Source organism: Pseudomonas sp. 15C (assembly GCF_055484735.1).
This window is the reverse complement of the sequence record NZ_JBUDGD010000018.1, coordinates 1-11825: the sequence shown is the minus strand read 5'-3', so window position 1 is coordinate 11825 and position 11825 is coordinate 1. Positions and strand designations below refer to the sequence as shown.

Here is an 11825-nt window from a genome sequence, read left to right as displayed (position 1 = left end):
TCAATTGGTTGAGAATCTGCGCGTTTGAACATCTTTCGACTGACCCCTGCCGAACCCTCGGCGGCCGACAATCTGCACAGCGAAGCCCACGACTGGCTGATCCTGCTGACCTCCGGCCGTGCCACCGTCGCCGACGCCCGCGCCCTGCGCGAATGGTGTGCACTGAGCGCCGAACATGCTCAGGCGTTCGAGCAGGCCAAAGTGTTGTGGCACAACCTGCAACCCGCCGCGCAAGGCGTGCAGGCACCGCGCGGGTTCGGTCGACGCGCCTTCCTCGGCGGCGCCATCGCCGCATCAGCCGCCTTCCTGCTGGTGCGTGGCACCATCCCCGGCGGCTTCGAAGGGCTCGGCGCCGACTACATCACCGAAGTCGGCCAGCAACGCCGCGTCGAACCGGCGCAAGGCGTGAGCCTGGAACTCAACACCCAGACCCGCATCAACCAGCGCACTGTTGCCGAAGGCGTGCAGGGTTTCGAACTGGTCAGCGGCGAAGTCGAAGTACAAACCGCCCGATTGCCGCTGGCGATGCAGGCCGGAGGCGGGTGGTTACGCGCAAGTCAGGCCCGCTTCAACCTGCGCAACACCGATCAACAAGTCTGCGTGACCTGCCTCGACGGCGCGGTCGAAGTCGACGTAGACGGCCGCAGCCTGCGCCTCGAACCCGGCCAGCAAGTCACCTACGACGCCCGCCAAATCGGCAGCGTCCAAACCGTCGACACCGCCGCCGTGATGAACTGGCGCCAACAAGTCCTGGTCTTCAACGGCGCCACCCTCAGCCAGATGATCGACGAAATCAACCGCTACCGCCCCGGCATGCTCCTGCTGCTCAACCGCGACCTCGGCCAACGCCGCGTCCAGGCCCGCTTCAACCTCAACCAACTCGCCGGCGTCGCCCTGCTGATCCGCGACGCCTACGGCATCAAATGCACCGAACTCCCAGGCGGCGTCGTCGTCCTCAGCTAACCATCCCCACCCACACCCCAATCCCTGTGGGAGCTGGCTCGCCAGCGATAACGCCCGCACATCCAACCAATCCCAAACTGACCCAACCCAATCCAATTGTAGGAGTGAGCCTGCTCGCGATAGCCATCCACCAGCCAACCCATCTCCCACTGCCCAAACCCAATCCCTGTGGGAGCTGGCTTGCCAGCGATACCGCCCGCACATCCAACCAATCCCAAACTGACCCAACCCAATCCAATTGTAGGAGTAAGCCTGCTCGCGATAGCTACCGACCAACCAACCCATCTCCCACTGCCCAACCCCAATCCCTTTGGGAGCTGGCCAGCCAGCGATAACGCCCGCACATCCAACCCATCTCCCCACTGCCCAACCCAATCCCTGTGGGAGCTGGCTCGCCAGCGATAGCGCCCTCAAAGCCAACCAACCCCAAACTGACCCAACCCAATCCAATTGTAGGAGTGAGCCTGCTCGCGATAGCTATCCACCAACCAACCCATCTCCCACGGCCCAACCCCAATCCCTGTGGGAGCTGGCTCGCCAGCGATAGCGCCCGCACATCCAACCAATCCCAAACTGACCCAACCCAATCCAATTGTAGGAGTGAGCCTGCTCGCGATAGCGCCACACCATCCAACCTCTCCAACAACTGACCCACCGCAATCGCGAACAGGCTCATTCCTACAAAAAAGCATCACTGCAACGGCCCAATCACCTGCCGATAAACCTCCACCCCCTGCGGCGTTCCCCGGCTCAATCGAATCTCCAACCCCAACGGATCCTCCCGCCGATTCCCACTCAACTGCCGCCAACCCTTATCCACTTCCCAAACCCGCACCTGCAAATCCCGCACATCCTGCAACACCGCCACCCCAGCCCCAGGCGCCGGCAACGGATACCGACTGCGCGCCTCAGCCACCGCCCGATACAGCGTGTCGCCCTTCAACCACCAGCGCACCCGCTGCAACGCCCCCGGCTGATCCGCCGCCGTGCGAATCACATCCAACCGAAACCCCTTGTTGTCACTGCTGCGCACGGTAATCGCAGGCGGGGCAGCAGGCGGCTCATCATCCACACCAACCTTGCGCGGCTCAGTCAACTCAACCCCCGCGCGCATATCCACATCGCGCTGCAACTGATTCAACACCCGCAACAACCCGTCGCTCTGCTCACTGCTGGCCTGCAAATGCCGATCCGCCCGCGTCACACTGTCCAGCCCACGCCAGGCAATCAGACTGACCACCGCCATCAACAAAATCGCGACCATCACCTCGATCAGCGTAAACCCCTGTTGAGCCCTCATTGCAGACTGATCCGACCCGAGCCATCACGCAGCACACTCAACCGACTCAAGCCATCGGACAGCGTCACCTGCAACGGCGGATTGATCCACTCAGCATTCAGCACAACCCGCTGCTTCGGCTCCACACGCACCTCGACCTTCGGACTCTGCCAGGCACGCGGGCGCAACTGCGCGTCATCCTTGAAATGCTCAAACCCCCGACCACTGTCGCTACGCCGACTAAACCGAAACCCCTTGGCATCACTCACCCAAACAATCGGCCGCCCATCCGCACGCGCCTCCGCCTGCGCGACCTGCAGCAACTGCGCCACGCGCTCGGCATCCTTGCGCAGCAACTGCGCAGGATCAGGCTTGATACTCAAACTGATCGCCGCACTGGCAATGCCGATGATCACCAGCACCACCATCAACTCGATCAGCGTAAAACCCCGTTGCTTGCCCGCGTCCATCGATCGCACGCTCCTTCGCGTCCCGCCATGTCCCGAACAGCCAAGATGCACCGCCAACATGTAAGGCGTGTGAAATAAAACGGAGAGAATTGCCGCGTAGGCTGGCAACAGGGACAAAAAGGAGATTCACCCCATGAGACTCACCACACGCTTTTCCCCACCGCAAATGGTCCAGGCACTCGCGCTGCTCGCCGCACTGGTCGGCGTCGCGACATGGTCGTCGCTGTTGCTGACCACCGCCGAATCGCACACACCGGCAGCGGCCCCGCAGTTGCTGGCAGCAAGGAGTGATAGCCCGGCGTTGCAGTGGTTCTCCAACCAGACCGCGCCGGTGGATATCAAGGTGAGCGGGGTGATGGCGGGGAGTCGCGGGGCGGTGGCGATATTGAGTTTGAATGATGGACCGCCGAGGAGCTTTTTGGCGGGGGAGCGGGTTGGGGTTGGGGTGAAGTTGGTGGCGGTTGAGGGGGATGGGGTTGTGGTTGAGCAGGGGGGGGAGAGGGTGCGGTTGGGGGTGGAGAGGTTGGGGGATGGGGTGGTGTTGCCTAGGTTGGTGAGGCCGTGATTTTTGAGATTGAAGCTGTCGTTTGCAGTTTGGATGGGGCGGCGATTCAAGCGCATTTCAACGAAATGATCTGGAAAAGACGAGAGTTGTCGAGATGACCTATTGTCAAAACCGCATGGTCGTTAACGGCTGCTTTCGGCCAGGAGCGGACGATCAATTAGGAGTTGTTACGAAGAGCTGTCCGCCATTTAATGAGCGATCAAACATCAGGTTGATGACCGAAAATGAGCAAACTGGGTTGCAGGTGTGGCCATGTGATTACCGATCAGACCGACAGCTTGCCCTACAAGGCGAGCCTGCTTCGCGACGAGGTAGAAAATGAATTTTGGGATGAGGTGCACCGTGAACTCAAGCCTCTGGTCGAGTCGGCGGAGTCCGGAGACAAAGCTGCGATCGCCGATGCATTGGGCCAGTTTTCACCCTCGTTGAGCGCTGCTGACAAATTGCAAGACCGGATATTCAGCCTCTACATTCAACGAATGTCGACTGCCTACGAGTGCCAGAACTGTGGACGCCTTTGGGTGCAAAAACAAAACAGTGAAAAATTTGTTTCCTATGTCCCAGAGGAAGGCACATATGTCGCGATACTGGCAGCGGCATCAGGAGAATCTCAAAATCTGGATTAGGTGTGCGCGATTGGTCGGAAGCGAAGAGTGCAATCGGCAGCAAACGGCCAAAAGCAGTCGGCGGAATATCCGATGGCAAATTGGTGGCTTTTCTCCGCCTTTGTTGCGATATTCAGATCAGAATTAGGCGTCCACCAGCGTCCTCTTAACCCAATAGGGGCATTAATGTGCCGAACGCCAATTTATATCACTACAAGGAATGTGGGATGTCACAAAAAATATATTTCGATGAGTCCGGATTTACAGGTAACAATCTGCTGCACCCAAGACAGAATTACTTCGCCTACGCCTCGGTTGCTACAGATGATGATGAGGCGAAAACGACTGTGGAGAGGATTATTAAGAAATACAACATCCAAGGGGGCGAGCTAAAAGGTGCCAATCTTGTGAAGTTTGCGAAAGGCAGGAAAGCAATCACGGAGGTGCTTGATGCTTTCGATGGTCGAATTAAAGTCTCAGTTTCCGACAAAAAGTTTGCCTTGGCCGCAAAATTTCACGAGTACATTTTTGAGCCTTGTTATTCCGATATCAACTCTCTTTTCTATGGGATTGGTTTCCATCGCTTCATAGCGAACGTGCTGTATATGGAGTTCATCACCCGCGGTGCGGGTGCGGATGAGCTCTTCGCTGAGTTTGAAGCGCTGATGAGGGACGGCAGCGGGCAAAATCTCGAAACTATTTTCTCGTCGTCAGCGGTTGCGGAGCACTCCGAGACTATCAGGTTGATCCGTGAGTTTGCCCAAAAGCGTCACCAAGATATTCGAAGTGAATTGGCATCATTAGCGAACGGTGAGACGGGCAAATGGGTGCTTGATCTGACCAACTCCGCTTTATATACCCTCTTGGCTAATTGGGGAGTCGAGCATGAGATAATCACAGCAGTCTGCGATCACTCTAAACCTCTCCAACACAACCAGGAGATGTTCACCTCAATGGTGGGCAATACGACAAAGAGTTTCTCTGAAATGGGGGGAGAGCAACATCCGATCACGTTCAACCTGTCCGGCCCAATAGAATTTGCTGCATCACATGAAGCACACGGCATTCAGATTGCGGACGCCGTCGCCGCTGCGGCCGTGTACGTGTTTTCAGGGGTCAAAGATGAATCGGCTGACCATTGGCGGCACATCATTGCACGACAGGCTCGTTATGGCAGCGTAGTGCCCGACATGGATGAAGTGAGACTCGAACTTCAGCGAGCCCAACGCAATACTCTTCTATTGCAGCACTTGCATCAAAGGGCGATGGAGAACATGAGTCTCACAGAGGGCTTGCCACAGGTAATTGCAGATATAACGCGCAGGTTGAGAGTTTCACCTTTTCAGATGGGGTAAATCGGCTCTGAGTTTGCAGACACTCGATGACGGCTTTTGGCCGACTGCTGCCTGTCGTGACTGACAGCAAACGGCCAAAAGCTGCCGATCAGTAAAAATGGAAAAGTCGCAAAAAATTGACTCATCAAATCCCGGCGCAACGGCCATCCAGGTGGAACAGCCACTGTATTAAACAAACCTCCTATGCAGTTTCGGCTTTGCTATAGAAAATAGTCCTGCATGATGGCATTATGCCTGACCCAATAATCGCTACGCTTGCGAGACAAAGGCATAAATGGATCTTCACCATTACACAGACGTTAACGGCCTAACCGGTATAATACAGAGGCAAGCGCTATGGGCTACCGACATAGGCTTTTTGAACGATTCTCAAGAGATGCTGGCAGGAATCGAGCTAATTCGAAGAAAATGCGCACAGATAAGCACTTTCGAAATTTCTAATGAGCCACTCCAGAGCGCAATCAGGGAACTCTATGGTAGGATTCCAGAGTTCGTTCAAGATAATTTAACAAAAAGAAATACATATATAATTTCATTCTCAAAAGCTGGCGATAATTTACGCCAGTGGATGTCCTACTGCCCTAAAAACGCAGGCTACTCTATAGAATTTGACTCGCAAAAAGTACTGGTGGACGGAAATATTGAGCGTGATAAGAAAATAGTGTGCCGGCTGGAGGAGGTGGACTATCACGAAACAAAAATAAATAAAATCCTGCTACATGAAAGAATTTTCAACTCTCCCGATGCTGAAGTTGTCACCATCGAAAGAGCCATGACACAACTAGCTAATGAGCTATTTTTTCATGGTTGCGCTGTGAAGCCTAAAGAATTTTACGACGAACAAGAAACTAGGCTGGTCATTCAATCAAATTTAGAAAAGAACCATGATATAAGCTTTCGAACTAGAGCAGGCGTAATAATCCCCTATTTTGAATACCCTATCCAACACTCATGGATCAAGGAAATCACCATCGGCCCAAACATCAATATGTCGCTCGCACGGAAAGGACTGGAAATGTTTTTGGAAAAACACTCTATCACGTGTGCAATTAAAGAAAGTAAGTGTTCCTTGAGAAATTTCTGAATGGATGAACATCTTTACTTCAGCATCGCTGGAGTCCAAAGATATCCCCAACGGCAGACTGTCCGGTACCTGCCATCTCTTTCTATTCCCTAAGCCTTAGACCTATTGAAAGTCCACTAATTGATTTTTCCCCGCACGAACTGCAGCATGGGCCGAAAGCGGTCACCCAGAGGCGGCCGGCGCCGACCGGCACCAACCAGGCGGAGGAGAGCACTTAACGCAACACCATATCTGATCTAGATATCTATAGTGGCAGCTTGATATTTTTCCGAGGTAGTCTCCCTGCTCGAAACGAGGAGAGGTGCATGGATGACGTACATTACGTTCCACGGCCGCAACGGAGACCAAGAATGCTGGACTACCTAAAAGATTTCCCAATTTCAGCCGAATTTCTGCCTGCCCGCTTGAGGGCGCTTCTTGAGCCAATTGGCATTCAACCATCCCTCAAGGTCGACGTAGGCAGCTTCACCGAGCACGATCTGTACGGCCCAGCCAGCGAAATTGTCCTTATGGCAATGGCGGTGGTGCCCGATGATGTCGCTCCTTCTCCAGTGCTCTACACCGAGCAAGGTCTGGTCGCTTACTCGGTGCCTGAGCTCGGTGAAAAAGGTACCCGCAAGATTTTCACTCCCGGCATCAACGGCTATGACTACATCGTCGCATCTTGGGGAAGCGGGCTTTTTTACACCTATAACCTTGCAGAAAAGGTTTGGATGGCGTTGGGACTGACCCCGCGTTGTATCGGTAATGAACAGCAGCGCATTATTTACGATGACCCAAAGCTGCCTGAGTTTGCTGTTGCAGAAGGCGAAATATCCAGCCAGTTCTACTTCAAAGCATCACGAAACGTCCGGTGGACGATGTCCAACGAGTATTTACGAAAGTACCTTTGGTTAAGAGGTGCTCGTGGAGTCAGGCAGTTTTACTACCAGGCAATGCTACCTGACTCGGCATTCCTGAAAGGTCTGGTTGGGGATCAAAAGGTTCTTATTCTTGGCGACGAAGATAAATGGTTCAACGGTGATCTTCGAAAGGACGAGGAGGGGAACGGATATCTCCTTCAAATCTGGGCAACTGTTGAAGCAGTTTCTTGTCAATTGTGCCGCACACCTAGTGCGGAAAATCTTTCTTGGCCAGGTATTGAAAAACCAGTCACGGCTCATACGGTTCGAAATGACATGTTCGGGGAAGCTGTTTACCTAAGTGATCGATTTCTGGAGAAGTACGAGCAAAACACTCTTTATGACAGCACGCCCGCGGGGCAAGCGAAGGTTTGGTACAACAACCCGTCATACTCCGGACAATGGGCATTTTCTGGCTGCTTGAGAGTGGGCAGAAATCTCATCAGAGTTCCAATACGAGAGCTTTATTCCGGTGTGCCCACGCGTGAATTACTCCATGCGCATTCCAACGCTGTTTTACCTGAGGTTGCCGAGACCTTCGACAAAGCTGAGGAGCATGTCGTCTCCCTGACCGACCGATTTGCTCACCAGTTGTTAGCGTTGGGTAGAAACTTGTCGGTGCTGGCTGGAAGTGTTGGCATCGTCAAAGCCGCTCAAGATATCGTTGGTCTTTCAGATGACCAAGTCAAGAATGAAGGGTGGTGGAGCTACCCGTACTTAGCGAGACTGGCACACGTCGCCCCTCTTGAAATGACCCAGCGAGAGTTCCTTTCTCGCTGTAAGTCCATCCACGAGGTGTACCAAAGGATACCCGACGACTTTCTCCGAAAGCTTCTCCAAGCGGCGGGAGTGCCGAGAGATAAACTGGTGAAGTTGAAGAGCCTCAAACTGCTGGAAGCCCTTGTGAATGTCCTGACTCTATTGGATGCCCAAGAAGATCCTCTGGATGCGTTTTCAAACGAAGATGAGCCCGAAGGGTGGAATAATAGAAACTCTAGAATTGCAATGCTATTCGTAGCTAGCGACCTCCGGAATGCCTACGCCCACGATAGTTCGGGAGCTGAAGTCATGGTCAGGCTACAAGATCAAGGATTCGACACGGCGTCCCTAAGTCAAGGGCACGGTTTGGCACTGGATGTGGTTTTCAAGGGTGTTATCGAGGCGTTGATTGCGATCAACCATCCCCTGCAGCGAATTTTAGTGAGGGCATAATGCATTGCCCCTAGTTTCCTAGAGTTCACGGAGTCAAAAAGTCAGGCCGCTCATTACTAGCCGCGCTAGTCCGGTTTTGGCCGATGACTGCCCTTTGCGAGAGTCAGAAAACGACCAGAAACGGACAGTTAGGCCATTATATATACCACCTTGTTAGTCATCGATATGAAAGGCGCGAGTGGTCAGCTTCAAATTGCAGCGACAATACTGCGACTGAGCGCACGCTGCCTTATCTGGGAACTCGATGTCCAGCGTAAGCTCTATCAACCGGCCGCTGCTGCTCGTGATCTGTCTGATAGAAAACGCACACTCTGCGGAAAATTTAGCTGTCACTTTTGTTCCGGCTCGAGGCTCGGGTATATCTAGTCTGCTTTAGGAGTAAACCGCAACGCTTCCAATGTTTTTAAATTCGCGAATATTAAAGTTTTTTCCATTAAGATAATCTTCCAAAGCGCTAAAAGACTGAGAGATCGCGATCATGTCTTTGATAACCTGATCAAGGTCACTGTTCAATGTGTTGAATGTTAATCGCGCCGCTTCAATTGCGGTATGCGACTTTATGAAGTGGAGGATTAAGGCTCCGAATGCACACGCGTAAACAGGGCTAACCGGCCATAAGTGGGAAATTGTTGTTTGATTGCCTTTCGCCAAGGCAGCGGCCATACCTCTGCTGTATGGATTACAGCTAATGGTTACGGTGGCGCCGTCGCAGATGTTTAATATGACATTTCGCTTGTGACCAATTTGCGGCTTACAGGTCTTTAGCAGTTCGACATTTATCCTTGATGTCTCGCTGAAATAAATTTCATCCGCATTACTCTCGCCCCAATGATTATATTCCCCATGCGCGGAAATATAGATAACGTCATGCCTATTAGATCCAAGCTTCTGGAAAAATAGTTCAGGGCTGGGGTCTATTATCACTTCTTGATCTTCGCCAAATTCCCTTGCAATGAACTCTCGCTCAATATTGCACGTTGAGGTGCTGCTGGATAGGAAGAAAATGAAACTCTTCACATCTGGATCGTCAATTATATCTTCAAGACTTGCTGAGATGATAGGGGCTGTTTTTCCAAGACTAAATAGCGCAGATTGTATTGGGAAGTTATGGGAGGGGACTAAGGTTATAGTGTTTAGCTCGCCATACAATGAGTCGTGTAGTCGAAAGTGTTCAATGACGGTCAGCTCAAGACACTTAAGGTCGTCATCTATAGGTGGGGCGCCTCTACGCTTTTCATCATAATATGTAATATCCTCGTCGAGTTCACCCAGCAAGCTTATTGCGGTATTCGTAGATCTGTTGCTAACTCTTATGAGTTTCTTGTAGCTTTCATAATTGTCTTCGTTTTCAAATTCATCCTTTCCCGATGTAGACAGTATAGATAACTTCTTGCTATTGCTAATTATAAAGCCATGCGAATATTGCGGTGGTGATGCACTGCTATTTTTCTTGAGGCTTCTGAGCAGTTTCAACAAGGACTCGTATTTGTTATTTTTGTGCAGCTGGCCGATCAGAGGTTTTAAGAAGTCGAGATTTCCATTAGATACGTAGTCACGCATCTGGCGGCCCGCCAAGAATGCTATCAATTCGTCAAGAACATCATCTCGTGGCTCTACGTGGCAATAGTAATTTATTATCGCCATTGCTGTATTTGCCCCGGCAAAATTCTTTCTATCCTTAAATGCCTGTTTAGCATTTTCCAGATAGTCTTGATGCCCAAGATTTATAGCGGTCGTGTTGAATAAATGCCTGCATCGCTTCGCATGCTTATTTTTCAGTGGAAGGCTTTTCATGTACTCCAAATAAGAGGGGTGATGCTCCTTGCCGTAGAAAAAATCCCATGATGCTAACTGACATGAAGCCATAAAGGCTTCCAACTCAAATTCCCTATAAATATCGACAATACTTCGTGCCCAAGGCCATACGCATGAGGCTATATCGGGAATTGCAGACATACTTCTGAAGTAAGAGTACATGATCTCAATCCACTTTAAGGTAGCCCTAGGGTTTCTTTGGCACCAAGCGCTTAGCATTTTGTCTCTAAATATTATTTCAAAATGCCGAGAGTCCACGGTTACTTGCTGGCCTGTGATGTAATCACTTCCGCTAAAGAAGCTGAAAATTGCTACCCCCGCCTTTTGCAAGTCATGTGGATTGAGCAGTGTGTCTTCAATTTTATTCAAGTAGAATTCGGGGGAGGCAAACGAAATCATCATAAGCTTTGGCTCGACGTATTCTGGTTGGCTAGGTTCTGCATTTATAGGTCAACGCATCCCAGGCAGTGGGTTAAGTTTTCTTCGGCCACTGTCAGCGGCAGGTCATGGTTAAGCTGATGCAGTCTGATCAAGTTGCAGCGATGCATCAAATATTACCTAAGGCCTTGCTGAGCTTCATGACTTGTCGTGTACCCCGTTGATGGAATCAACTCAGGTTTCAGGCTGCGAAATAATCGCTCCATCAGTGAGTTATCTCAGCAGTGGCTTCGACGCCTCTCACTCTAATCCCTCCGATATCGCCACAACAGCTGCAAAAACAGGCGGTTGGTGCAATGCCTGCCATAACCGCGGGATACGACGACCGCTTTTGGCCGAAAGCGGCCATGCTTCGCCGCTAAGAAAACAGCTTAACAAACGGGATGAGGGACGAATCCGTCTGAGGCGAAAAACGTTATGAGATCTCGATAAACACCAATGTTTAAAAAGACATCTCCAAACACTCTCCCAGGCTACACCTCCTTGCGCCTTTGCCTACAGCTACGCCAGAATCCGCCGGCTTGTGGGCTTTTCACCTGGTCTATATCGTCTACGTGTCGCTGCCAACCCAGCGACCGGGTTTAGCGACCCGACCAGGTATAAGTTCAACGACGCTCCAGTTGTCGCAGACATTTGCGATGACGATATGGCGGCTGTGCGTGGGAGACCTTCGGGTCTGCCGGGTCTTATACCTCTCGGTTCGCTAACCCGCGTACAGCTGCCACCCTTATCTGTTTAGCGACAGGTTTTGGTGGTTCCACCAGGTATAAAAATGGAGCTTCATCATGATCAAACCAACCCCCAACCCACCCGAATCCAACCCCACATCCCCCTACGAATCCAGCAACTCCAAAAAACTCCACGAAGCCGCCGACCGTGCGCTCGACCATTACCTCTGTCAGCCCGGTTCCACGCCGCCGCCGCGTAAACACCGTGGGATGTATGCCGTGACTGCGGACAACAAAAACGAAGAACTGCTGATCGATGCCAGTGAAACGCTCGCTTCGGCCCAGACCCTTGCGCAGAACGTCGCCAGTCTGTTGCCGGCGTCGCAGCGGCGGGCGTTGTTGGGGATTTCGCAGTTGATCATGCTCGGGGAGCTGGCGGTGAATCGGGCTTTGGATAATTTGCAGTTGC

10 protein-coding genes are annotated in these 11825 nt (G+C 52.1%); 7 read left to right on the top strand and 3 right to left on the bottom strand.

Features of this window, described 5'->3' with window-relative positions; all coding sequences use genetic code 11:
* Positions 1 to 24: 24 nt before the first annotated feature.
* Entirely contained in the window at positions 25 to 963 is a 939-nt protein-coding gene (locus tag ACYYKW_RS12040; protein WP_464990215.1) for a FecR family protein, read from the top strand.
* A gap of 691 nt (positions 964 to 1654) precedes the next feature.
* Here ACYYKW_RS12040 and ACYYKW_RS12035 read toward each other — a convergent pair.
* Both ACYYKW_RS12035 and gspH read right to left on the bottom strand, forming a co-directional pair.
* On the bottom strand, positions 1655 to 2263 hold the full coding sequence (locus ACYYKW_RS12035; RefSeq protein ID WP_464990214.1) for a PulJ/GspJ family protein: 609 nt from the start codon (positions 2261 to 2263) through the stop codon (positions 1655 to 1657).
* A complete protein-coding gene (gene gspH / locus ACYYKW_RS12030) occupies positions 2260 to 2712 on the bottom strand; it encodes a type II secretion system minor pseudopilin GspH (protein WP_464990213.1) in 453 nt (150 codons plus the stop codon). The genes ACYYKW_RS12035 and gspH overlap by 4 nt, the downstream gene beginning before the upstream one ends.
* A gap of 133 nt (positions 2713 to 2845) precedes the next feature.
* On the opposite strand from gspH, the gene ACYYKW_RS12025 reads away from it, so the two are divergent.
* The 5 genes from ACYYKW_RS12025 (at position 2846) to ACYYKW_RS12005 (ending at position 8435) form a co-directional block, all read left to right on the top strand.
* On the top strand, positions 2846 to 3277 hold the full coding sequence (locus ACYYKW_RS12025; protein WP_464990212.1) for a type II secretion system protein N: 432 nt from the start codon (positions 2846 to 2848) through the stop codon (positions 3275 to 3277).
* Between the two features lie 254 nt (positions 3278 to 3531).
* Positions 3532 to 3903 carry a hypothetical protein gene (locus ACYYKW_RS12020; protein ID WP_464990211.1) on the top strand — a complete coding sequence of 124 codons (372 nt, stop codon included), beginning with the start codon at positions 3532 to 3534 and terminating at the stop codon, positions 3901 to 3903.
* Between the two features lie 167 nt (positions 3904 to 4070).
* A complete protein-coding gene (locus ACYYKW_RS12015; protein WP_464990210.1) occupies positions 4071 to 5237 on the top strand; it encodes a DUF3800 domain-containing protein in 1167 nt (388 codons plus the stop codon).
* Positions 5238 to 5511: 274 nt separating this feature from the next.
* A complete protein-coding gene (locus ACYYKW_RS12010; RefSeq protein WP_464990209.1) occupies positions 5512 to 6321 on the top strand; it encodes a DUF2971 domain-containing protein in 810 nt (269 codons plus the stop codon).
* 350 nt (positions 6322 to 6671) lie between these two features.
* Positions 6672 to 8435, top strand: coding sequence for a hypothetical protein (locus ACYYKW_RS12005; protein ID WP_464990208.1), 1764 nt, complete (start codon positions 6672 to 6674; stop codon positions 8433 to 8435).
* Between the two features lie 372 nt (positions 8436 to 8807).
* Here ACYYKW_RS12005 and ACYYKW_RS12000 read toward each other — a convergent pair whose 3' ends face one another.
* Positions 8808 to 10652: a hypothetical protein gene (locus ACYYKW_RS12000; RefSeq protein WP_464990207.1), complete on the bottom strand. Its 1845-nt coding sequence runs from the start codon at positions 10650 to 10652 to the stop codon at positions 8808 to 8810.
* A gap of 821 nt (positions 10653 to 11473) precedes the next feature.
* On the opposite strand from ACYYKW_RS12000, the gene ACYYKW_RS11995 reads away from it, so the two are divergent.
* On the top strand, positions 11474 to 11825 hold a 352-nt coding region (locus tag ACYYKW_RS11995; RefSeq protein WP_464990206.1), incomplete at its 3' end, for a DUF6124 family protein.

What these genes read in the sequence shown, in the direction of transcription:
- ACYYKW_RS12000 (WP_464990207.1), bottom strand. Translation starts at nt 10,652, where the DNA reads ATGATGATTTCGTTTGCCTCCCCCGAATTCTACTTGAATAAAATTGAA.
- gspH (WP_464990213.1), bottom strand. Translation starts at nt 2,712, where the DNA reads ATGGACGCGGGCAAGCAACGGGGTTTTACGCTGATCGAGTTGATGGTG.
- ACYYKW_RS12035 (WP_464990214.1), bottom strand. Translation starts at nt 2,263, where the DNA reads ATGAGGGCTCAACAGGGGTTTACGCTGATCGAGGTGATGGTCGCGATT.
- ACYYKW_RS12025 (WP_464990212.1), top strand. Translation starts at nt 2,846, where the DNA reads ATGAGACTCACCACACGCTTTTCCCCACCGCAAATGGTCCAGGCACTC.
- ACYYKW_RS12010 (WP_464990209.1), top strand. Translation starts at nt 5,512, where the DNA reads ATGGATCTTCACCATTACACAGACGTTAACGGCCTAACCGGTATAATA.
- ACYYKW_RS12005 (WP_464990208.1), top strand. Translation starts at nt 6,672, where the DNA reads ATGCTGGACTACCTAAAAGATTTCCCAATTTCAGCCGAATTTCTGCCT.